The 23401-nt window shown below is 57.7% G+C and carries 22 protein-coding genes and 1 pseudogene; 4 read left to right on the forward strand and 19 right to left on the reverse strand.

Annotated features, from left to right (window positions below; all coding sequences use genetic code 11):
* Window positions 1-420, forward strand: a pseudogene (locus tag KGL31_07910) (transposase).
* Between the two features lie 385 nt (window positions 421-805).
* On the opposite strand, the gene KGL31_07915 reads toward KGL31_07910, so the two are convergent.
* The 14 genes from KGL31_07915 to tldD all read right to left on the reverse strand — a co-directional run bounded on the left by KGL31_07915 (window position 806) and on the right by tldD (window position 15551).
* Window positions 806-3532: a DEAD/DEAH box helicase family protein gene (locus tag KGL31_07915; protein MDE2321824.1), complete on the reverse strand. Its 2727-nt coding sequence runs from the start codon at window positions 3530-3532 to the stop codon at window positions 806-808.
* Between the two features lie 4 nt (window positions 3533-3536).
* Window positions 3537-4073, reverse strand: coding sequence for a PIN domain-containing protein (locus KGL31_07920; GenBank protein MDE2321825.1), 537 nt, complete (start codon window positions 4071-4073; stop codon window positions 3537-3539).
* The gene (locus KGL31_07925; protein ID MDE2321826.1) at window positions 4063-4428 is read right to left on the reverse strand and encodes an STAS-like domain-containing protein; all 366 of its coding nucleotides are present in this window, start codon (window positions 4426-4428) and stop codon (window positions 4063-4065) included. The genes KGL31_07920 and KGL31_07925 overlap by 11 nt, the downstream gene beginning before the upstream one ends.
* Window positions 4429-4438: 10 nt before the next feature.
* Window positions 4439-5311: an ATP-binding protein gene (locus KGL31_07930; GenBank protein MDE2321827.1), complete on the reverse strand. Its 873-nt coding sequence runs from the start codon at window positions 5309-5311 to the stop codon at window positions 4439-4441.
* A complete protein-coding gene (locus KGL31_07935; protein MDE2321828.1) occupies window positions 5308-7602 on the reverse strand; it encodes a site-specific DNA-methyltransferase in 2295 nt (764 codons plus the stop codon). The genes KGL31_07930 and KGL31_07935 overlap by 4 nt, the downstream gene beginning before the upstream one ends.
* A gap of 205 nt (window positions 7603-7807) precedes the next feature.
* Window positions 7808-8500, reverse strand: a complete 693-nt coding sequence (locus KGL31_07940) for a hypothetical protein (protein ID MDE2321829.1) — start codon at window positions 8498-8500, stop codon at window positions 7808-7810.
* A 194-nt stretch (window positions 8501-8694) separates the two neighbouring features.
* Complete coding sequence (locus tag KGL31_07945) at window positions 8695-9105, reverse strand: hypothetical protein (GenBank protein MDE2321830.1); 411 nt, start codon at window positions 9103-9105, stop codon at window positions 8695-8697.
* 878 nt (window positions 9106-9983) lie between these two features.
* A complete protein-coding gene (locus KGL31_07950; protein MDE2321831.1) occupies window positions 9984-10301 on the reverse strand; it encodes a helix-turn-helix transcriptional regulator in 318 nt (105 codons plus the stop codon).
* Window positions 10294-10620, reverse strand: coding sequence for a type II toxin-antitoxin system RelE/ParE family toxin (locus KGL31_07955; GenBank protein MDE2321832.1), 327 nt, complete (start codon window positions 10618-10620; stop codon window positions 10294-10296). Before KGL31_07955 ends, KGL31_07950 begins: the two co-directional genes overlap by 8 nt.
* 270 nt (window positions 10621-10890) lie before the next feature.
* A complete protein-coding gene (locus KGL31_07960) occupies window positions 10891-11169 on the reverse strand; it encodes a hypothetical protein (GenBank protein ID MDE2321833.1) in 279 nt (92 codons plus the stop codon).
* A complete protein-coding gene (locus KGL31_07965; GenBank protein MDE2321834.1) occupies window positions 11141-11431 on the reverse strand; it encodes a BrnT family toxin in 291 nt (96 codons plus the stop codon). Before KGL31_07965 ends, KGL31_07960 begins: the two co-directional genes overlap by 29 nt.
* A gap of 271 nt (window positions 11432-11702) precedes the next feature.
* Entirely contained in the window at window positions 11703-12671 is a 969-nt protein-coding gene (locus KGL31_07970) for an aldo/keto reductase (GenBank protein MDE2321835.1), read from the reverse strand.
* Between the two features lie 67 nt (window positions 12672-12738).
* Window positions 12739-14082, reverse strand: coding sequence for a TldD/PmbA family protein (locus KGL31_07975; GenBank protein ID MDE2321836.1), 1344 nt, complete (start codon window positions 14080-14082; stop codon window positions 12739-12741).
* Window positions 14079-15551: a metalloprotease TldD gene (gene tldD / locus KGL31_07980; GenBank protein MDE2321837.1), complete on the reverse strand. Its 1473-nt coding sequence runs from the start codon at window positions 15549-15551 to the stop codon at window positions 14079-14081. The genes KGL31_07975 and tldD overlap by 4 nt, the downstream gene beginning before the upstream one ends.
* 176 nt (window positions 15552-15727) lie before the next feature.
* Here tldD and KGL31_07985 point away from each other — a divergent pair, with 176 nt between their 5' ends.
* Together KGL31_07985 and KGL31_07990 are read left to right on the forward strand one after the other, a co-directional pair.
* A complete protein-coding gene (locus tag KGL31_07985) occupies window positions 15728-16444 on the forward strand; it encodes an A/G-specific adenine glycosylase (protein MDE2321838.1) in 717 nt (238 codons plus the stop codon).
* Complete coding sequence (locus KGL31_07990; protein MDE2321839.1) at window positions 16414-16827, forward strand: (deoxy)nucleoside triphosphate pyrophosphohydrolase; 414 nt, start codon at window positions 16414-16416, stop codon at window positions 16825-16827. Before KGL31_07985 ends, KGL31_07990 begins: the two co-directional genes overlap by 31 nt.
* Here KGL31_07990 and def read toward each other — a convergent pair.
* Entirely contained in the window at window positions 16824-17354 is a 531-nt protein-coding gene (def, locus tag KGL31_07995) for a peptide deformylase (GenBank protein MDE2321840.1), read from the reverse strand. The two genes, KGL31_07990 and def, sit on opposite strands and share 4 nt — an antisense overlap.
* 16 nt (window positions 17355-17370) lie before the next feature.
* Window positions 17371-17913: a cob(I)yrinic acid a,c-diamide adenosyltransferase gene (locus KGL31_08000; GenBank protein ID MDE2321841.1), complete on the reverse strand. Its 543-nt coding sequence runs from the start codon at window positions 17911-17913 to the stop codon at window positions 17371-17373.
* Window positions 17914-18426: 513 nt separating this feature from the next.
* Here KGL31_08000 and KGL31_08005 point away from each other — a divergent pair.
* The gene (locus KGL31_08005) at window positions 18427-19740 is read left to right on the forward strand and encodes a 4Fe-4S dicluster domain-containing protein (GenBank protein MDE2321842.1); all 1314 of its coding nucleotides are present in this window, start codon (window positions 18427-18429) and stop codon (window positions 19738-19740) included.
* A gap of 30 nt (window positions 19741-19770) precedes the next feature.
* Here the strand turns inward: KGL31_08005 and KGL31_08010 are convergent, their stop codons facing one another.
* The 3 genes from KGL31_08010 to KGL31_08020 form a co-directional block, all read right to left on the reverse strand.
* On the reverse strand, window positions 19771-20961 hold the full coding sequence (locus tag KGL31_08010) for a CoA transferase (protein MDE2321843.1): 1191 nt from the start codon (window positions 20959-20961) through the stop codon (window positions 19771-19773).
* Window positions 20961-22160, reverse strand: coding sequence for an acyl-CoA dehydrogenase family protein (locus KGL31_08015; protein ID MDE2321844.1), 1200 nt, complete (start codon window positions 22158-22160; stop codon window positions 20961-20963). Before KGL31_08015 ends, KGL31_08010 begins: the two co-directional genes overlap by 1 nt.
* Before the next feature lie 49 nt (window positions 22161-22209).
* Window positions 22210-23401, reverse strand: a 1192-nt coding sequence (locus KGL31_08020) for an SUMF1/EgtB/PvdO family nonheme iron enzyme (protein MDE2321845.1), incomplete at its 5' end; no start/stop codon positions are given.

A 23401-nucleotide genomic window follows, 5' to 3' on the forward strand; every position in this document is an offset into this window, starting at 1 on the left:
TATTCCCAACCGGTGGACAAATCGACCGGGGTCCAGGCCGACCAAATCATCACCGTCGCCGGCTTTTACTCGCACAGAGACTACCCCGAGAAGCTCCGCCGTATCCGGTACTACGATACCGAGACCAAGCGGCGGCTTGTCTTCCTGACCAACCAGTTCTCCCTCCCCGCCCTCGTGATTGCGCAGCTGTACCAATGCCGCTGGCAGGTCGAACTCTTCTTCAAATGGATCAAGCAGCACCTACGGATCAAAGCGTTTTATGGCACGACCGAAAACGCGGTCAAGACCCAAATCTGGATCGCGATCTCCGTGTATGTGCTCGTCGCCATCGTCAAGAAACGCCTGCAACTGGATCGGAGCCTCTACACAATTCTACAGATTTTGAGCGTGACCCTTTTCGAGAAAACGCCCATTGAACAAGCGCTTGCGCTGGTCGATTACGAAACGCCGGAGAGCGATGACGGCAACCAGTTGATTTTACGCCTCTGACGTTGGGACAGTAGTGCAATGTTGTCACAACTATCTGACAATCCTTGACACTCTGGAGCTCCACACCATCCCATCTACCCCTTCGCACGTCATCCATTCCTACCTGTCTTTTTGACCACTTACAGAGTAGCCGTAGGTCGGGTTAGCGCAGCGTAACCCGACAACTCTACCAAAATTCTTCTTCGCCTTTGTCAAAGGGGGGTGGGGGATTTATCGGGAGTATGCCAGGCCCGGACCTCCTTTCCAGGATGGCAGTAAGCGTCTGAATATAGATCTTCATGATGAATGGGTGGCTCCAAGGACTCCTGAGAATAAACTATATTTTCTCTTTGTATTCTCTGAAGCCGGCAACCAATTGCCGGAAAGAGGCGGGCTTATATTTCTCAAAGCTGTCTTCGTCCACGTACACAAAGTCATAGGTCACATCCGACTGCACCCGGTTGATGTCCTCGCACCATTGCCGCAACCGCTCCATCTTCAGCGGCACGTCCAGCTCTTCCTGTCCTTTGGTCTCGACCATGAAAATCCGTTTAGCGGATAGTTTGACGAGAAAGTCCGGGTAATAGTTGGAGATGTCGCCATCAGCGTTCACGTAATCCAGCTTGAAATGCACGGCCATGTAGTTCTTGCCGTAAGACACCACATCGTCGCAGTCATCCAGAAAGCGAGCAAATCGCAGTTCAAAGTTACTGTCCCCGATGATACGGTTAAAGACACTCTTCTTCGGGATGAGGTAGCCCTGATCCTTGGCTACAAAAGGGCGCATCTGCCGCAGCTTGATGGTATCGCGGATTTCGGCATCGCCTTTGTCCTGCACGGTGAGGGCATTGATCGCCTTCTTGAACGTCTCGAGCAAGGTCCTGGTAGTTGCCGGTTCTGAAAGGTTCCGCAGGGTGTTAGGGCTTTCCAGGTCTACCGGCCGGTCAAACAACTGGTCCCGAATAAACGCCTTGACCTTGCCATACAGGACGTCGTAGCCGCTGACCAACCGCAAGTCCTTCATCATGGTCTGCGCGAAGTAGCCGATCACACTGCTGTAATCGGCAATGCCCGCTGTGTCGAGAATGGTGGTGTGCGTCACCTCGCCGGTGGTGATGTCCTTAAAGACGATCTCCCGCTGCTCCTCCTCGCTGAATTGCAGGTACGCCACGCGCTGATACCCCTGCGCCCCCACATCCAGAGCACTCAGGTTTTTGTATTCCCGATAGACGCGAGGAGTCAGCACCGGGATTTCGATATCCATCGCGTCGATGTCTTTCTTCTCATTCTCCTTGTCAACCTCCACCACCAGCGGCGTCTTCGCTTGCGTGCCTTCGCCCATCGGCTTGCACTCCAGCACCACGCCTTCATCCTGGATGGATTCCACAAAATCCATAAAGGCATTCGTGCCGACGACGCTGACGTATTCTTCCAGGCCGCCGGGGTACATCTTACGCAGGCCGCGCCCCAGGGTTTGTTCCGGCAGGATGTTGCTCTTGGCGGAATAGGCGCGTAGTCCCACAATGGTCGTGACGTTGCGCACGTCCCAGCCCTCTTTGAGCACCATCACGGAGATGATGGCTTTGTGGGGGCTATCCATGCCATCAATCGCGTTGGCTTTCTTGCGCAGGTCGTCCAACTCCTCTTTGGCTTTGCCCGTCGTTGGTTCGTTAATCTCACCATTGTTCTTCGTGTGAATGACCAGTACCGCGTCTTTTTCAGCAAATTCTGGATAGGTGTTTCGCAGATACTCGGCCACATCGTCGCAATTCCTGGTGTCGTCGGTCATCACAAACAGGATGGCTTTCTTGCCCATCTTTTCATGCTCGGCATACGCCTTGCGCCACTCGATCACGCCCAGGTGAATGTAGTCGGTGTATTTCTCGGTATACTTGGCGCTTTGGCGCTCCATCAGTTTGGCGCGGCTGGCGGCATCGGGCACGACGGGGTGCTTGACCACGTTTTGCGAGATGGCCTCCACCAGCGGGTAATCGGCCACGGTCTGCACGAAAATCGCGCCGTTGTTGTGCCTGGGCGTGGCGGTCACGTCCACTTGCAGCGAAAGGGCGGACCCTTTTTGCTTCAGCCGGTTGTGGATGTCCTCGATAGATTTGAACCAGGCCATGCGCGGGTCGTGAATATGATGCGCCTCGTCGTTGAGCACCACCAGCTCGTCAATGTCCCGCACGATCATGCCCAAGTCCACCTTGGAGTCGGTGGTCGCGCCGCTGGGCCGCTTGCCGAGAAAATAATCCATCGTGTCTTCGTCATCAGGCGAGGGTGGAATGTCGTCTCCGGCGTAAACTCGATGGATATTGGTCAGAAAGATGTTGCCGGTGGGGCGGGTGATGCGCACCTCGTCCTGCCGGTGCAGAGTCAGTTGGAAATCGTCGCGCCAGTTGCGACCGTCCATACCGTTGTCGGGAATGACCGGGTCGTCTTTCAAAAAGATGCGCAGGCCCTGAAAATCCTTATAGATGCGGTCCAACACGATGATGTTAGGGGCGATCACCAGAAAGTTGCGCGCAAGCTGCGACTCCGGCTCGTACAGCTTGTGGTAAAAGCTCCAGGCCAGCACCAGGCTCAGCACCTTGGTCTTACCGGTGCCGGTCGCCATTTTCACCACGAAGCGCCGCCAGGTTTCGTCAAACATGCCGGTAGAGACCGCGCCGGAACTGTCGAAGCGCATCAGGTCGTATTTGTCCTGTACGCCCACAACGTCGTACAGATAGACAATCGTTTCCAGCGCCTCGCGCTGGGCGAAGTAATACTGAAACTCGGCCATAGTGCCGCCTGCCTGTGCGTGGCCGCACGCAGACAGGTCGGCTTGGGGGAGCAGGTGCGAGGTGTTGAACCACCAGTTGAGCAGGCTTTTGCTCGTGTCCGTCGCCCCCGCGTAGCCACTATCCCGCCATTCCTTCACATTCTTGCGCAGTTGCGGCACCAGCGGCGGCATCAGTTTGTCCATGCTGGATTCCCGCAGGGCCTCATCCGCCGGGAACCAGCGCAGGGCAGGGTCGAGGATGGCATGGGGCGATTCGGGGAAGTTGGGATGAAGCGCCATAAAGTTAAACCAGCAAACGACTGTTCGCCGTTACAACCGGGATGCCACGACCGCTGAAATCACCATCATCCGTGACTAGCTTCAATCCTCTTGTTTTGCACAATGCTGTGATGACCTGGTCGTTAAAATCGGAACCCCCCGCCGCGTATTCAGCAATCACTCCATCTATATCCAATGCCTCAAAACCATTTTCTATCCGCAAACAGTGATTCAGTACACGCCTGACATCAGCAGCTATGTCTCGGGCAACGGACGTGAAATCTGCGCTTTTTCGAAATCGCTTAAAATCGGTGTATGGCTTACCCATGACGTTCCATTTCAATCTGGCATACGTATTTATGAATTCCGAAACAATCAGAACATCAATATAGATGCGGCATTGCGCGGCAAGAATTTTTGCGAGCGCATGCGAATATACCGCCACCCTCGCGTCCCTCGGCTTTTGTGGGCCATAGACAAACAGCCATACGTTGGTGTCCACGAACAGTTCGTCTTCGGACTTGAAATCGTAATTGGCCACTGCCAATACCTTATTCGCCATCGTTCTCATCTCCCAGCGTATCCCGAACGGCCTGGTCGAATTTCTGCGGGTCTTTGAAGTACTGCTTGGCAGTTTCCACCACTCGCTTCAGCAGCGCCAGATCATCCGGCTGCATGTCTTGTACCTTAAGCAAGGCGCGAATTTGCTCTTCGCTGAATTCCCCGTACATCTGACCTATTGCGGCGTTCAAAAACGCCGAGGTCATTGTGGAAACATTGTGAAACGAGAGCAACACCCCCCGGCCTTCTTTAAGGGCCGACGCGAGGCGCTCATATACCTTCTGCCCATCGCCGGAGGCAACACACAAGGGGCTGCCCACCACCTCGAATATGGATATCGTCACGTCTTTTTGCATCATCGCCACCTCAAAAAATGTCCGCTGCGTTTAATTCAGAAGTAAGCTTGTATGAGTTCATATCAGCCGTATTGATTTCCACAGTGACCACAGTGCCGGGGAAGGGGTGGCTTAACGGCGTGGTGACGGTCTTGCCATTTTCCCGCCGCCAATAGCCCGCGTCCGACATAATCTGAATACAGCCGCCGTTCAAATCGATGAACTCACCGAGCAGCTTTAGCCCCAATCCGCCAGGCACCCGGCCACGCTTGGTTGTATTACGCCCCTCAAATGCCCAGATAATCGCGGCTACCGGTGAAAGGTCAAGCCCGGTATTGTCTTTTATGTTTTGACGCATGCCGATACCTAGATCAGCCACCGAAAAATTAAGCCGGTGCCGCGCTGGGAAAAACTGCCCGCAACTAAAGATTCCCATCTCAGTGCGCGAATGCTGTACGGCATTGCTGAATATTTCAAAAATACTTTCACGGAATTTCTTCAGTAGCCCCGGTGACATGGCCGGCATCTCGGAACGATGAATCAGCTCATTCTCGATATAGTCGGAAAAATAACGGTCGTCTTTGACATCGAAGCGCTGATAGGGAATAGTCGTTCCCCAGCGATCAGGTATTTGTTTACGCCCATAATGACTGAGAAAACCGTTCTTTGACAGAATATTTTCGACACCGGGGCGGATGTTGGTCAACTTGACTGCATTCAGATTTTCGCCTAGATGATAAAGGATCGCGCCCAATGCCGCGCACATATCGGCGTCAAACCAGGTGACCGCACCCATGTCGATATCGATCTCATCGAAGAAGCAAGCCTTCGTTTCTGCCTCCAGGCGCACCAACCCTTGGAAACCTGGCAGGTCATGCCGAATCTCTGGCAGTGTGAGCTTCACACCCTCACCTCAACGATGGTCATGGTGTCGGTGCCGAAGATGTCCACCACCTTGACCGCCAACTTGCGCCGCCCAGGCTGGCATTCGTGAAAGACGCTGGTCAGTTCCAGCTTGCGGTCTTTCTTGGTGCGGAAGGATTGCCACTCGTTTTCAAAAATGTAATCCCCGGTCCAGACTTCCTCAAATCCCCCCGCTTCGCTTCCCCCCTTTGTTAAAGGGGGGTTGGGGGGATTTATTGGTACCCGAACAATTTCGCGCTTACTCTCAAAGTTGAAATCTACCGCCCAGTAATCGATCCAGTCCGTCCATTTCTTTGTGAGGCGTTCGCGGGTGACGACGCCGTTCTTGTCCTTGCTTACCTTCACCATCTGGCCTTTTTCCACGACGATCTTGCTGGACTTGTCCTTAAGCGTCGCCTCCGCGTTGGCGATGGAATCCTGCGAATAAAAGACTGAGAAGTCGGTCAGTTCCACCGCCACGCTGTTCTTCTTGACGTGCGGCTTGACCTCGATGAACGAGACATCGTGAAAGACCACTTGGTTCTTTTCCACGGCCCGCTTATCGAACACCTCGGCGGGGATGTACTTAGGGGCGATGTCGATGCCCTTGGCGCGGGCTTCGTCCAGCACGTTGGGGAACAAGCCCATCTCGAACTCAAAGCCCAGAATGTCCACGCGGGTGATGTGCTTCTGGCGACATTCCAGAATAACTTCTTCCACGAACAGGCGCGTTACCGGCAAGTTGACTGGTCCCACCGCCACCAGCCGCCCGGCCTTTTTGCCGTGGAAGGTGTTAAAACCCTCGGTCCTTTCGGCGCGGTAGGCCCGCAAGATGAGGTCAACGAAGGCGGCTTCCTTCTCCGCGAGCTGCTTCTGCTGTTCCGCCTCGCGCAGATTGGGGTTGACGCCGATATAGTGCTGGCGCTCGTACTTGCCCAGGTTGAGGATCTCGAAGGCGCGGTAGTCCTTGCCTTCGGCTTTGAGCTGCCGCTGGACGCCAATCAGCCGCTTGCGGGTGGTGTGGATGGCGAACTTGCCCAAGTCGCTGACGATCCACTCGCGCCCCAGCTTTTCGGCTACTGCGGCGGTGGTGCCGGAGCCGCAGAAGAAGTCGGCCACCAGGTCGCCTTCGTTGGATGAAGTTCTGATGAATCGCTCAACAAATGACTCGGGCTTTTGAGTTGGATAGGCCAGTCGTTCGTCCGACAGATTGTGCATCGCTCCAACGTCATCCCAAATGTCTTGAAGCGGTACTCCAGGCGCTTCGTCAGCGTAATATTTAAGACGCGGCATCCCTTCTTTGTTTGCTGGCCAGTGGATACGCCCCCGTGCGTCAAGTTCATCCATTCTTTCTTTCGTCATGGCCCAACAGCGGCTGCTTGTCGGCGTGATTCCTTTCCACGTATATATCTGCCCGCTAGATGCTCGCGTCATAGAAGCAGTGAGATCCCGACGCGAATACCGGCGACCTTTTTCGTCAACCTGATCGAAGAACGTCTCAACATATTCCCTCGAATAGGGCGCGTATTGTTGGTTCCATAACCAGCGATCGGTCTTTGAAAAAAATAGGACGGTGTCGTGTATTGCGCCATAGTTGTTTGTCACGTTTGCGTGTGCGGAAGTACGTTTCCAAATCAATTCTGATCGATTGTTGTCCCTTCCGAAGACCTCTTCCATAACCACGCGCAGAAGGTGGCTGATCTTTGCTCCCATATGCACATAAATACTGCCATCCTCTGCCAGCAAATCCCGCATCATGATCAGCCGTTCGTAGATCATAGCGATGAAGGAATCGGCGCCTTTGCCCCAGGTGTCGCGGTAGGCAATCTCTTCAAGAATGCTGGGCTTCTTCGTGAAGGTGTCGTCGCCGATTTCGATATCCATCGAAAAATCCGCGCCCACGTCAAACGGCGGATCAATGTAAATCAGCTTGAGACCGCCCTGCTGTTCAATCTCCTCACGTAGCGGGCCGTTCTTCAGCGATGAGAGGATCAGCTTGTTGTCGCCCCAGATAAGTTTGTTCGTCCAGCCCTTGCGCTGGCGGCCGCGCTCGTCAAAAAGCAATCCTTGTGGTGATGTATCCTCTGGCCTTTCAGCGCGCGGCTCGTCCACCTGCTCGATGACCTGGAAGGGCAGTACAATGCTGCTGACCTCGCTGCTCTTGCCGTTCCAGACCAGTTCGACCTCGCGCTTATCCTCGAACAGCAGAAAGCGGTACTTATCCGGCAGCGGTTTGTCCGCCTCAATATATCGGATAATCTCTTGTTGTTCTTGTTCAGTCAGCCGTGCCATGAAACTTCTCTTTTTCTTGACGTCCTACCCAGTGTCAAGCCGAGGGCTGCGATGGAAAATATAACGGCCCAGCCATCACCTGCCGCATGGGGCACAAAGTAGCCCAGAGCAAGAACGGCCGCCAAAGCGACGGCCTACCGGCGGTCAGATGCATAGCGTGGTTAGGCTGTGGCTGCCGATCAATGCAACCATGCTGTATTAAGGTCTAGACCTCCGACAGGTTAAATTTACGCCTGTAGTGATTTACTTGCTTAATCTGGTCCCCTGTTAAACGCGCCCGGCGGCGGGACCACCTATCTGGATGAGTCTCAGGCATATTCAACAGTCGGCTGTTCCTCGCGATGCAGTCGAGCAACTCTTCAATATCTGTTTTCTCTTTGCCACCGGAGGCCGGGAGAACCCGAGGATCGTACGCTAGAGGCAACATGTTATACTTTACTTCGAAGGAAAGCGCGTCAAACAGGCTATTCAAGGCAGTGCGTAGCGCTTGTAATTCAGAGATATTTGGGCGAGAGATCCTTACCTTCCCTAAAATCCAATCTTGAGTTGTGTGTGCGATGCGATGCGTTCGCAACTGTTCTGCCCTTTTAAGCAGGTTGTTTATTGTTGCATCAAATCGAGCCTTTTTCAGTAGCGCCTCGAATGAGGTCTTGAATTCTGGTTTGACCAACTCTTTTACCCGGTTCTTAAAACGACGTAAGGTATACACGTTTCCTTTCTGGTCCGTGGCCAGCCTCGTGATTATAAGTATCGCGGAGTCGTAAAAGCTCTGCATAACCATTGTGAAAAAAATCGTCCTATCCTGAAAGACAAACAGATCAAAAGGAAAATTGATAATACGCTCCGCGAGATCGAGGATGATATTTAACTCGACCAGCCCTGAGTAAAAAAAGACCATGCCCTTCTCATACTCTCCGAGGCCAGCTTTGGTCAATATATCCTTCGCCTGAAGGCCCGGTATACCCATAGTTTTGCTTCGACTAAGACCGCTTCTACCCCCGGTAACAGCCTAACACCGGCAGTTGGCAGCCGCAGGGCGAACATCGTGAGCCAACAGTCTGCTGCACGGCTTGGTTCGGCGAGCGTGAGTGGTCAGTACTGTGCTTTGCATTGCGGGCATGCGTAGTACGCGAAGGTCCGGAACGGCCCAGACAGGGCCGTCAGCGGCATGACCTTCTGCTCGCTCTCGAAGCACCGAGGACAGTATGGGCCCTTCTCGGTCTCACCGTCACGCACGAAATACACGTTTTCTCGGTGCACGATGCGATCACGAAGATCCTGCGCCGTCTCGAGTTCCGCGATGCGCTGCTTCTGCGCCAGGATTTCTTCCTGGGCTTCGACCACGCCGAGACGAGCGTTGGCTAGCGCATCGGCCAACTCGGCAACCTTGAATTTGAGCTCCGCCTTCTCGAAGCTCGCGTCAGCAGCCCTGAAGGCTTTGACGATGTCGGTCGCTACCTTCAGCGCCTGCAGCACATCCAGAATCGACTTTGAATCAGCCATGTGAATCCCTCACTCGCCCTGCCGCCGAACTGCTGAGCATACTGACCGGCATAGTATGCGCATACAGCGCGAACACGTCCATGTGATTCTCGTTTCGATTCACACACTTGTCAACCATATCCCCAACGCAGGTGTTGCGTGCTATACGGGTCGGCATAGTTCCATGATAGCTGCGAGGGGCTGAGCCTCTGTGCCAGCGCATCCGCTGGGCTGCGTACTCCTTTTCCACCCCGATTCAGGACGTGCGTAAGACCATCATCGTGCTCACATCCCGATAGCCAAGCAACTCTTGGATCATCCTGATGTCGTAGCCGTCCTCGATCAGAGGGGTGGTGGATTATGCCCATGCTATTTTTCCTGCCTGGCGGCAGACAGGCCTCTCCAAGGGGAAGAAAGGTGACTGACGATCTATTACGCCAAATCCGGGAGACGGTCAAGCGCTTTTCGTGGCTTTTCGTGGCGAAGCGGGTGGCGGGATTGGCTTTTCGAGGGAAAGCGTGGAGGCCTCCAGTAATCTATCACGATCGGGCACTCGCCCGGCTGAGCCGCTAATTAGGCACCGTTGTGGCACCCATCTCCTCAGCCGGTCAACTTTTGACAATCATGCATGAATCGGCAGCGCCACCAGCCGCACCCCAGGCGCCGCACAGACTTTCGCGATGGTGTCGTAGCGCGGCTTGGCATTGGGTCTGAGCCCCTCTGGATACCGGCTTCCGCCGGTATGACGAACTCACGGCAAACCGCGGGGAATGAACCCCTAGTGGGCCAAAGGTGTAGCCCGCGCGGATTCCCTCTGAGCCGGTACTATATTGGGGCGAAGCTCACTGTTGTCTAAAAGCACATCTCGTAGGCGATCCGACTGGTCGAAAGGTTGGGCGTCACGCGGTCTTCTGCGGTACAAGGCGCACTTGGAGCTCACACCCCACAGCCTTGGCGTATCGCTTGAGCGTTGCGAGCGACGGAGCGTGCTTTCCGGCCGATTCGAGCCTGGAGACCGCGCTCTTCGTCGTTCCCATGCGTTCCGCGACGGCGTCTTGCGTCAGACCTGCACGGGACCGTGCTTTGAGCATTTGGTTGGCCACCTGGTACTCAAGCGCAAGGGCGTCGTACGCTTCGATGAATCCCTTGCGGGTTGCCGCCTTGGCAAGGAATTCCTTATGGCTATGGCGAACGGGCTTAAATTTCAGTTCAGGCATCTGATACCTCCTTCAGGCGCTTGCGCGCCAGCTTCAGTTCTCGATCGGGCGTATGCTGTGACTTCTTGAGGAAGGCGTGCAGTACGACGACCCGTTTGCCAACGAGAAAGCAGTAGAACGCCCTGCCAATGCCGGAACGACCGCGAGGCCGAAGTTCGAACAAGCCATCACCACAAGCTCGCGAGTACGGAAGCCTGAGACTTGGTCCATATTCGGCCAGGAGTTCGACCAAGCGCGCGTAGTCTGCGAGGACGTCCACGGGCCACGACTCAATCTCGTGGAGTACCCGCTCGTGGAAGTACTCGATCTCGAAGGACATAATGGCATGTTAGCATATACGCGAACCCAGGGCAACGCGCACTACTCCTGACGCCCAACTATCGGGTGAGCCGCTTTTGGAGTCCACAAAGGCCGTCAGCGTTCAGCCGAGTTGTCGGGTTACGCTGCGCTAACCCGACCTACGGCCTGATAAGACTCAATTGTGGCAATAGACACAACAGACGCTCTTCTGGGAAATTATCGACCCTGGCGTCCAGCGAGATTGCCATTGTGTTCTCCCAGGGAAGACAATGGACCTCTCACGCTCGAGCTAACCAGTTGCCCGCTTACGAGTGGTGCGCGTTAAACGAGGCGTTAGAGGCTTTGCGTAAGAGTCGACATAGGCATCAACAAGTCGGCGAATCATGCGCTGGTACTGGGTGTGGTGTTTGGCTGCCTCAGACTTGAAGAAATCAACACTTTTCTTGCTGAGAGCAATGGTGATCTTCACTCCTTGCTCTCGGAATGCGAGATCCGAGGGGGGAGGCAGGAAGTCTCGAATGACTTTGGCCTCGAAAGGTTCATCGGTGTATTTGATTTTCGTACTCATAAATAGCCTTGCCTTTCCGCCAGTAACCGGCGCCGAAGATACGAATCACGCCTCCGCGATAGGTAAAGCGGACAGTCAGAAACCCGCCCCGGACCTTGCCGAAACAGAAATAGCGCTTCTCGCTCTTACTGTGAGCGAGGTCTTCCGCGATGACACGATGAGGATCGGCAAAAGCGTATTGGGCCAGGGAGAACGGTACCCCATGCTCAAGCTGGTTTTCAGCATCTTTTTTGGGATCCCATTCAAACTGTACCTTTTTCACTGGGCAAGCTTAACACAAGATTCGGGATTATACCATATGAATATATGGCGTTTGATATGGTTGAATCCACTGAAGATTCATTCCAGGCGGCTTACCGTGAGTTCGTCATACCGGCGGAGGCCGGTATCCAGAAGGGTCCTACTGGATTCCCCCGTATCAAGTACGGGGCAGGCTTGTCACGCGCGGAATGACGAGCCAGAATAGCGGACGCTACCCCGCGGCCTGATGTCGATGCCGCGTTGGACAGCGGATGAGAAGGGCCTGGCTCTGCTTACTGATAAAAGTTCCTATGCCAGGCGTGAGCCCTTAGGGCGGCCAGCGTCTCGGATGGCAGTGGCTTGCCGTCGGAGACTGAGCAGTTGGCCTCCACATGCTCCGGGCGGCGCATCCCGGGGATTACGGTTGAGACCGCCGGGTGACTCAGACAGAATTTCAGGGCAAGTTGCGCCACCGTTTTGATCTCGTTGCCCAGCAGCGGTTTGAGTTGATCGACGCGCTCGCACGTCTCCCGCAGCCGGTCCCCGCGAAAGTAGAAGTCCTGAACGGAATTCTTGGGAAAGGTTGTGTCCGGAGCAAGCCCGCCGGTCAGGCCCCCTTCGTCGAAGGGGACCCTGGCGATCACGCCGACGTCATGCTTCCGACACAGGGGGAACAGGACCTCCTCCGGAGATTGGTCGAAGATGTTATAGATCACCTGGACGGTATCGACCAGCCCGGATCGCACGAGTTCCAGCGCGCTACCTGGCTGGTGGTCCATGATTGAGACCCCAAAGAAGCGGATCTTCCCCTGCTGCTTTAATCGATGTATCGCCTCTTGCCACTCCGGCTCACTGAGCCATTCATCTCGCCAAACGTGGAGTTGCTGCAGGTCGAGGCGCTCTGCTTCAAGGTTTCGGAGGCTCTGCTCTGTCTGCGTGATGATCCAATCGGCGGGAAATGCCTGCCGCGCGGTTGTCCCCTCCTTGGGTGGCCACCCGCCGCTCTTCGGCGGAACCTTGGTCGCAACAAAGACGCGGTGACGGACCTCCTTAAAGGCCTTGGCGATCAGTCGCTCGCTGTGCCCATCGCCGTAGGCATGTGCGGTATCGATAAAGGTGACGCCTAACTCCAGCGCCCTTATCAGTGCTCTGATCGAGAGCGAATCATCGGTCTCGCCCCACCACGCCTTGCCGATCCCCCAGGCCCCAAAACCGATCTCCGATACCTGAGCGTCTGTGCGACCAAACCTGCGATGTTCCATGCCATGTGCCTCCCGGAGCAAGATTACTTCGAAGCTGTGCTCCTTGTAATGACGCGCTCGGAACGAATTAGTGGCCGGCGACGGTCATGCGGCGGATCTTGAAGGTAGGGGCGACGACGCTCTGGCGAAAGCTGAGATCGTTGCCTACCATCTCGATCCCCAACAGCATCTCCTTGAGGTTGCCGGCAATGGTGATTTCGTGCACCGGATAGGCCAGCTCACCCTTCTCGATCCAGAACCCTACCGCCCCCTGCGAATAGTCGCCGGTCACGAGGTTCACGCCGAAGCCGATCAGTTCGGTTACGTAGAGCCCGGCATCTACTGAGCGGATAATCTCGGCCGGATCATGCGGCCCGGACTGGAGGCAGAAGTTGGTCGGCCAGGCGGTCGGCAGGTCGCCGACGCCACGACTCGCGTTGCCGGTTGACTTCATCCCAAGCTTGCGGGCCGAATAGCTGTCAAGGAGGTAGCTGCGCAGGACGCCGTGTTCTACGACGGTATTTCGGCGAGTCGGCAGCCCTTCGCCATCGAATGGCTTAGAGCCCAGATGGCCTGGCAATGTGCCGTCATCGTAAACCGTGACGGTCTCAGCGGCGATCTGCTCACCCAGCTTGCCGACCAGAAACGACGCCCCGCGGTAAAGCGCAGAACCGGAGAGTGCCGCGCAGAGCAGACGCATGAGACTGGAGGCGGTCTCGGGGTCAAAGATTACCGGGGTCTCCTGGGTCTTGATCTTGCGCGCGCCCAGGCGCTGGAGGGCTCGCTCGGCTGCGCGTTGTCCAATCGCCTCAGGCGGCTCCAGCGCGCTCAGGTGTCTCGCGCGAGAGTACCAGTGATCGCGCTGCATGCCGTCTTCGGCCGAGGCGATGGGTGCGACCGCCAGACTGAAGGTCGAGCTGCGATACTGGCCTACAAAACCCTGGCTGTTGCCATAGATGATCCGATAGAGATTGCTGGTAAACTCCGCCCCCTCGGAGTTGGTGATTCTACTGTCGTACGACAGGGCTGCCTCTTCGGCCGCTTTAGCCCGTTCAAGCTGGTCCTTCACGGTAAGGGTCTCGCCGTCTGGATCGTATAGATGAAGATCCGGGATAGTCGTGGCGCACTCCTCTGCAGCGGGCAGACCCGAACAGTCATCGTGGGCGGTCGCCTTGGCCAGAACAGCCGTATCTTCCACCAATCGCGCAAGTGATTCCTTGGAGAGATCGGATGTCGAACTGGTGGCCGACCGTTTATCGAAAAAAAGCCGCAATCCAAGCCGGACCTCTTTAGCGCTTCGGAGCGTGTCGGTCTCCCGCAGCCTGACCTGCGCCGTGACCAGCTCATTCTCGATCAGCACCAGGTCGGCTGCGCTGGCGCCCTTGCGTTTCGTCTCCTGCAAGACCTCCTCGGCAATCTGCTGGCTGATCATTGAGCGCTCCCCCCCTTTGGCATACCGAGGGTCCCGCCCACGGTCAGTCCTTCGATCTTGATAGTCGGCAGCCCCACGCCCACGGGGACCCCTTGCCCATCCTTCCCGCATGTCCCGATCCCCTCGTCCAGCTTCAGATCGTTCCCCACCATCGTCACTCGAGTCAGGACGTCAGGACCGTGGCCGATCAACGTGGCCCCCTTGACCGGCCTTGTGATCTTTCCGTCTTCGATCATGTACGCCTCACTGGCCGAAAAGACGAACTTGCCGCTGGTGATATCGACCTGGCCACCCCCGAAGGTCACGGCGTACAGGCCGTGCTTGACCGACCCGATGATCTCCTCGGAGGTTGAGTCGCCAGGCTCCATGAAGGTATTGGTCATTCGGGGGATCGGCTGATGCGCGTAACTTTCGCGTCGGCCGTTACCTGTCGGCGCCATCCCCATCAGACGCGCATTCAATCGATCCTGCATATAGCCGCGGAGGATTCCGCGCTCGATCAGAACAGTCCGCTGGGTCGGCGTCCCCTCGTCGTCCACATTCAGCGAGCCGCGGCGTCCCGGGATTGTGCCGTCGTCCACCACGGTGACCAGTTCCGAGGCCACCCGCTGCCCGATCCGGTCGCTGAAGGCTGAGGTCTTCTTCCGATTGAAGTCGCCTTCAAGGCCGTGGCCGATCGCCTCGTGCAGCAGAATGCCGGGCCATCCGGGGCCGAGGACGACGTCCATCGTCCCGGCAGGCGCATCGGCTGCATTGAGGTTCATGATGGCCAGACGGGCAGCCTCCTTGGTATAGCGTTCGAAGCGGCCATCCTCCAGGAAGAACTCGAAGTCGGCCCGGCCGCCTCCGCCCCAGGTGCCTATCTGTCGATTCGTCCCATCCTGGGCGATGCAGGTGATGTTCAGACGAGAGAGCGGCTGGATGTCACCGATCATGATGCCGGCAGAGGTCGCAATCAGGACGATCTTGGACTCGCACGTGAACGACGCCATGACCTGGACGATTCGCGGGTCTGCTTTTCTGGCGATGGCGTCCACGCGCTGAAGCAGATCAATCTTCTGCTCCGTTGGAATCTCTACCGGCTGGACCCGAATCGGGTACAGGTCATGAGGCAACGCCCCGCCGACCTTGACCGGTGGGGACGTACCGGCATCCGCCCGCTCCGCGATCGCCTTGGCCCGCAAGCCGGCCAACTCCAGGTTCTCCACACTGATCTCGTCGGAAAAGGCGTAGCCGGTCTTTTCGTGGGCAAGGGCGCGGACGCCAACGCCTTGATTGATGTTCTTCGTCGCCTGTTTAATCATCCCCTCTTCGAGCGCCAACGACTCGCTGATCCGGTACTCGAAGTACAGGTCGGCGTCGTCGATCTGGCTGCCGAGGGCGGCGCCCAATCCCTGTTCAAGGTGTCGCTCGGTCAAGCCAAACTTCTCCAGAAAAAACCGCTCCGGTTTCATCAGCTCTTTCGTCATTTACCACCCTCACCCCTACCCTCTCCCTCAAGGGAGAGGGGTGAAAAGGAAAACAAACCCGTAACCTCACACTTTCTGTCCCCGTCGTTCCCGGGTACTCCCTAGGTGCGGAGAGGACGGAGGTGAGGGGAGATTTCTGGTTGAAATCAAATGTGCGACTTATTACACTACAGCCGATGCCGCCCGTCAACAATCACTTCCCGGATCCCGTTATCAGGCGAAAATTCCAGCAGCGACTCCTGCGCTGGTATGCGCGTCACCAGCGCGACCTGCCTTGGCGGAAGACCTCCGACCCGTATAAGATTCTGGTCTCGGAGATGATGCTGCAACAGACTCAGGTTGACCGGGTCGTTCCCAAGTATCAGGAGTTCCTCCGCAAGTATCCCACGCTGCAAGAGCTGGCCGGCGCCTCAGTCAGCGACGTCGAGGCCACGTGGCGGCCGCTTGGCTATAATATCCGACCGGTCCGGCTGCACACCATCGCCCAAGAGGCAGTCGGCCGGCATGGTGGCAAAATCCCGGCCTCTCTGCAAGCCCTTCAGGCGTTCAAGGGGATTGGCCGATACACCGCCGGCGCGGTAATGAGCTTCGCCTTCCGCCAAGACGTCCCGATCCTTGATACCAACGTGAAACGGCTACTGCAGCGGGTTTTTCTTGGTCCGATGCGCCGGAGCGGTTCCAAGTCAGTGAAACGTCTCTGGGATCTATCGGAGGCCTTGATCCCCAAGGGTAAAGCGTACGACTTTAACCAGGCCATGATGGACTTCGGCGCGCTCATCTGCACCGCCAGGAAGCCCAACTGCCGGATCTGCCCCATGCAGCCACTCTGCATCTCCTATCCGTGGGATAAGGAAAAGACACCATGTCCGAAGCCGCGCCGACCGTCGAGGTAGCAGCCGGTCTCATCGTCAGGGATGGGAAGATCCTCATCGCTCAGCGCCTGGGTGACGCCCATCTGGGCGGGCTGTGGGAGTTTCCCGGCGGCAAGCGGCAGCCTGGCGAGAGCTTCGAGGCTTGCCTGAGAAGAGAGGTCATGGAAGAACTGGGACTGACCATTGCGGTCCACGAACAGGTCTCCTCCGCCGAACACTACGACTCTCGGTGTCACATCCGGCTCCGTTTTTACCGTTGTACCGTCCTGGCCGGCGAACCCCGCCCCCTCGGGTGTGAAGCCTGTCGGTGGATTACTCCGGCTGAGATCAGCGCCTACCCGTTTCCCCCGGCCGACTTGCTGCTGGTTCACCAGATCGCCTCGGGTCGGCATATCATCGCTTAGCGACTCCAGTAACGGCTGAACTCGGGAAGGTAAGACAGCGTCTCAAGACTTTTCATCCGGTCGACAAAGAGCTTGCCCAGCAGGTGGTCGCGCTCATGCTGGAGTACCCGCGCATGGAACTCGGTGGCGACAAAGTCAAGCGGCCGGCCCTCTCGATCGAGCGCTTTTGCCCGCACCTGTTGGTACCGCGGTGTCTGCCCGCGGAGATCGATCAGGCTGAGGCACCCTTCCCAGTCGTCCCCCAGGTCAGGAGAGAGCGGGGTCACCTCCAGATTGATCAGAATCGTGAGGGGGATATCCGGAGCGTCGGGGTAACGCCGATTGCCAGCGGCCTCAATCACGGCGATCTGCTTGGAGACATGGACCTGGGGCGCGGCGATCCCGACGCCTTCGTATTCCCGCATTGTCTCGATCATATCATCGATGAGGCGCTGGATCTCCGCCTCTCGAATCGTCTCCGGCCTGACGGGCGGCGCGACCTGACGTAAGACCGGATGCCCCAGACGTGCCACCTTCAAGATAGCCAAGCCGCCCTCTCCCTGTCTACCATGGAATCTCTTCGATCCCTGCATCACGATTGACCGCCCTGGCCAAGGTGAAGAGGAGGTCGGAGAGCCGATTCATATACGAAATGAGTGGAGGCGAGAGCGGCTCATCCCGGGACAATGCGACTATCCGCCGTTCTGCCCTTCGACAGACAGCCCTGGCCAGGTGGAACAGCGCGCCACCCTCTGAGCCGCCCGGCAGGATAAAGGCGCGTAGCGGGCTCAGCACGGTATCGTACCGGTCAATGATTCCTTCAAGCTCTCGAACCCTTTCTTCGTGAAGGCCGGTCTTCCTGGCATTCTGCTCCACATGGCCGGTAGGATCGGCAAGTTGCGCGCCGACGGCAAAAAGGTCGCGCTGGATCTGTACGAGGTCTTGCCTGATCGACTCGTTCGTCAACTTGGTTACGATCCAGCCCAGGACGGCGTTCAGCTCGTCTATATCGCCGTATGCCTCGACTCGCAGGGCAGATTTGAACACCCGCGTCCCGCCGATCAGCCCGGTCTCGCCCGTATCGCCCTTCCGCGTATAGATCTTCACGGTACTCGCGCTCGCCTTTCAGGAGATCCCTTACGATGGCATTAAATGCTATTATAGTCTAACCCGCAGACAGGACAAAACGGTTCTTACGCCCCGCTCTATGCCGTTCCGACGGAAGGAACGCGGAGAAGCTAAGACGGAGGGCTCGGACTTATGGTGAATCCGGATGCTGCAGATAGAGCTGGTAATCAATCAACGACAACAACTAACTGTGGTTACGATGCCTCATGATATGAGACAATAGGCACCAGCAAAATGACTTTAATGTCTTGTCCGATTACGTGCGCCTGTGTCGCTTCTTCGGCCTTTCTAACGGCTACTGGCTGCGTGCCCAGGCAGCGCATGACACCGAAGTCGCGGAACGGGCTTTCGGCGCTAAGCTGGCGAAGATTAAACCGTGGGCGAGCGTCGAGGCTCATAGAAATCGCGCCCTAACCCACCCGTGAATACGGACCCTTCGCAAGCAGGCTTCGCCCGCGCGCTCGAGGCCGTAAGGCGAAAAGTTATTGACCGATGGTGATCCAGCCAACAAAAAAGATCGGCGCCTGCACCTTCGATCAACTCGATCCGCCTGATCCCGAACTCTTTCTCGACTGCATCCACTGCGGGTTCTGTCTGTCGACCTGCCCCACCTACCTCGCCCTCGGCAACGAGATGGATAGCCCGCGCGGACGGCTCTACCTCATCCGAACTGCTTCCGAAGGAAAGATCGGCGTCTCCGACAACTTCGCCAAACACATGGACCTTTGCCTCCTCTGCCGGGCCTGTGAGACGGCCTGCCCTTCGGGCGTGAAGTTTGGCTTTCTCATGGAGGCGGCCAGAGGCCAGATTGAGCGGCGTTATCAGCGTCCTGCTGCCGAGCGGCGTCTCCGCAATTTCCTGCTGCATACCTTCACCGATCTCGGTCGCCTGCGGACGCTGACCAGCCTTCTTCGGTTGTATCAGCGATCCGGCCTGCAGCGGCTTATTCGGAGTTCAGGGCTCTTGCGTCGCTTAGGTCGCTTGGGTCGGATGGAGGCCCTTCTCCCCGAGATCGTAGACCCTCGTCTGGGTGAGCTACCCGAGGTTACACCAGCCAAAGGTCAGAGGCGTGGGCGGGTGGGGCTCCTGCTCGGCTGCGTCCAGCGGTTCTTCTTCGCCCACGTGAACGCCGCCACGGTCCGGGTCTTGAGCGACAACGGCTACGAGGTGATCGTACCGAGGGATCAAGGGTGCTGCGGCTCGCTTCTAGTTCATGAGGGAGAGCGAGAACAGGGAAAGATAAAGGCGAGACAGGTGATCGATTGTTTCGAGCGGGCCGGCGTGGATTATATCATCGTCAACGCAGCTGGATGCGGCTCGGTCATGAAGGAATACGGGGAGCTGTTCCGGACGGACCCAGCCTATGCCGGAAAGGCTGACACCTTCAGCGCACGGGTGCGGGACATCTCAGAACTTCTGGCAGAGACCCCGCTATGCGGCGAGCTCCGGCCGCTGAACCTGATCGTTACCTACCACGATGCCTGCCACCTCGCCCACGGTCAGAAGATTCGGCAGCAGCCGAGGACGATTCTGAAGGCGATCCCCGGCCTTCGGTTCGTTGAGCTGAAAGAGTCCGACTTCTGCTGCGGGAGCGCCGGGATTTACAATCTATTACATCCCGACCCGGCTCAGCAGTTGCTGGATCGAAAGATCGAGCGGATCAAAGAGACGGGGGCGCAGGTAGTGATAAGCGGCAACCCCGGCTGCTCCCTCCAGATCGAGAAGGGTCTGAGAGAGCGAGGGCTTCAGATCCGGGTCATGCACCCTGTCGAGTTGTTGGACGCCTCCCATCGGGGGATGGAGTAGTAGGTTAGGCATTTGTTGGTGAGCCTTCTTTCACACGACCCCATCCCGGCGTAGCTCTGCAATAGCAGCATCATCCAAAGCAAGCAGACGCGCGAGAATCGCGTTGGTGTGCTCACCCAGCAGTGGGGGCGGCAGGCGCATCTGGGCCGGTGTCGCCGAGAGGTTAAGGGGTGTGCCGGCTAGCCGCACGGTCCCTAACGTTGGGTGTGGCATCTGCACGAGCATCCCTCGCGCATCCACCTGCGGGTCCGCGAAAACTTTGTCAATGGTGTTGACCGGTCCGGCCGGCACATCAGCGTCGGCACACAGTTGCAGCCACTCGGCGACCGTCTTGCCCCGGAGCAGATCCTGGACCAGCGGGACAAGAACCTCTCGATTGGCTACACGCTCAGGATTGGCCGCGAACCGCGGGTCCGTGGCCCATGCGGCGACGCTCGCCGCGACGCAGAATCGCTGCCACTGCTCATCGTTGCCGATGGCCAGGATCAGGTAGTCGTCCGCTGCCTGAAACGCTTCATACGGTACGATGCTCCCGTGCGCATTACCCCAACGGCCCGGCACCTGGCCCGAACAGAGGTAGTTGCTCGCCACGTTCGCCAGTAATGCGATCTGCGAATCGTAGAGCGCGATATCGAGATGCTGCCCGATGCCTGTTCGCTCTCGGGCAAACAGGGCCGACAGGATCGCGTTGCTGGCGAACAGGCCGGCGGCGATATCCGCAATAGCGACCCCGACCTTCATGGGCGGGCCGCCGGGCTCGCCCGTAATCGACATCATGCCGCCGCGACTCTGGATGAGAAAGTCGTAGCTCCCTAACTCGCTGTCGGGGCCGGTGTACCCGAAGCCGCTAATGGAGCAGTACACCAGGCGCGGGTTAATGGCGTTCAGATCTCCATAGCCCAAGCCGAGTTGATCCAGGACGCCGACGCGAAAGTTTTCGATGACCACATCGCTGCGTCCGGCAAGTTCGCGGGCAATGGCGAGGCCGCGTTCATGTTTGAGGTTGAGTGTGAGGCTTTGCTTGTTGCGGTTGCAGCACAGGTAATAGGCCGACTCCCCGCCAAAAAACGGCGGCCCCCACTGACGTGATTCATCACCAACGCCTGGGCGTTCGATCTTGATGACCTCCGCGCCCAGATCGCCCAGCATCATCCCGCAGTAGGGTCCAGCCAGATGCCGCGACAGATCCAGAACGCGAATGCCGTCCAGGGCGCCGGCCACTATGCGTCCTCCGCAAAGGGATAAGGGGGTAAGAGTCGCGAGAGCGGCTTGTCGGTGCGATAGCCCAACGCGTATTCGGCCTGTATCAACCGGTGGATCTCCTGCGTGCCTTCATAGATCAGCGACCCGCGTGCGTTGCGGAAGTAGCGTTCAACCGGAAACTCATCGCTGTAGCCGTAGGCTCCATGGATCTGGACTGCGTCGTCGGCGGCCCGGAAGGCGTTGTCGCAGTTGATCCACTTGGCCAGGCTGACCTCCCGCGTACAGCGCATCCCCCGATTCTTCAGCCAGCCGATCTGGTAATACAACAGCCGTCCGATGTCGCGCCCCGCGACCATGCGGGCGATCTTTTGCTGAATAAGTTGGTGCCTTCCGATAGGTTGCCCGAAACTTTGCCGTTGCTCGGCGTACGCGACGCTGGCCTCGAGACAGGCCTCTATCAGACCGACCGCGCCGGCTGCTACGGTATAGCGGCCGTTGTCCAGGGCGCTCAGGGCGATTTTGAGTCCTTCGCCTTCGTCGCCGATCCGATTCTCAACAGGCACGCGCACCTCTTGCAATACGATGCTGCCGGTGTTGCCGATCCGCCCGCCCAACTTGTGGTGGATACTGGAACTGCTCACGCCGTCAAAACCGCGCTCGACGATGAACGCCGAGATGCCGCGCGCTCCGGCTGAACGGTCAGTATACGCAAAGACCAGGAAATGATCGGCGACGTCGGCCAGGCTGATCCAGGTCTTCTCACCGTTCAGGATGTAGCGTGTGCCGTCGCGCCGGGCGGTCGCGCGGATGCCTGCCACATCGCTTCCGGCGTCCGGCTCGGTCAACGCGAACGCCGCCAGCTTCTCGCCACGCGCCTGCGGGATGAGATAGCGCTGTTTTTGTTCCTCATCGCCCCATTGACACAGGGCCAGCGAGTTAAGCGCCAGGTGTACTGCAATCAGGACGCGAAACGCGGTATCGGCGCGCTCCAGCTCTTCACTGACGATGCCAAGGCTCAGGTAATCCAAGCCTAACCCGCCATAGCGGCGGGGGATGCACAGACCCAGCAAGCCCTGGGCGGCTATCTTAGGGACAATGTCGGCGGGGATCCGCTCGGCTCGCTCCCAGTCGCGCAGGTGCGGCAGGATCTCGCGGCGGCAGAACTCGCGCGTCGCGTCGCGGACGGCCTCGTGGTCTGGAGTCAGTGCGAAGTCCATACTGCAGCCCATCCCCCGTTGTTCGGTCCTGCCTTCTTCGGGCAGCTCTTTATAGAGCGCACGTGCGAAACCCTGCAAATACATCCCGCCGATCCGGTAGAAAAAAATTGCGAAAGGTATTGCGGACCAGGCGGGAGCGCGTAGCCCACGCTCCTCCTTTCAGGACCTTGCGATAGCCGAACCAGGGCGCTGAATATTCCCTATATGGGGAATCGACCGTAAATCCAGGGAAGGGATAGAAGGGGGAGGCGGTCCACTCCCAGATATTGCCGATCATCTGGCGGCATCCAAAGGCGCTATCGCCCGCGGAAAACGCCCCTACGTCCACGCAGCCCAACATCCGTGAATCCAGATTGGCGTGCTCAGGTGTCGGGGGCTCATTGCCCCAGGGGTACCGTCGCTTGCGACCGGTGATCCCCGTTCCATCCGGTGTAGGCTCGGCGCTGGCGGCCATCTCCCACTCCGCTTCGGTGGGAAGTCGTCTGCTCGCCCACTGACAGTAGGCTTCCGCCTCGTACCAGCTCACGTGGATGACGGGGGCATACGCTTCGAGTGGAACAAGCCGGTCGAAATGCCTGCGCAGCCAGCCGTTCTGTCCACGTTGCCAATAGACCGGCTGTTGCGCACCTGTCTTGGTGTGCCAGACCCACCCCTGGGGGCTCCATAATTCGCGCCGTAAGTAGCCCCGATCGCTCACGAACTCAGCGAATTCGCTGTTGGTCACAGGCGCCCTGGCGATCCTGAATGGGGCGATGTGTACCGGATGCGCCCATTTTTCGTTGTCGAATACGAAGGCTAGATCAGGCGTGGCGCCCAACTGAAATACCTCTCCAGGGATCTCGACGTCTCCGGGCCAGGGACCGCCACCAATCTCGCGTGTGATCGACCCATCCTTGGTGATGCTGAGCATCGGAGCAGGGTATTCCAGGGTTTGTCTCATGTAGGTAAACGCCTCCCCGTGCATGTCTTCATGCAATACGGAGAGCAGATATAGGTAGGTCTCCTCAGCGCCGGGCTGGCCGGAATCCAGATGCTTCAGGGCCGACTCCAGCACCCTGTTCTTATAATCAAGGGTGTTCTTCCTCGAAGGCAACGGCAGGCCCCAGCGGTCACAGTGGTCTACCTTGAACGAGTCGTAGAAATTCTCTGCCCCTTCCAGAAGGAACGTGCTGGAGCCGAGGGCGCGCAGGAGAAAGACATCATAAAAAAAGGCCGCATGCCCAAGCTCCCAAAGGAACGGA

The sequence above is a fragment of the Candidatus Methylomirabilota bacterium genome, assembly GCA_028870115.1.
Taxonomy (GTDB): Bacteria; Methylomirabilota; Methylomirabilia; order Methylomirabilales; family Methylomirabilaceae; genus Methylomirabilis.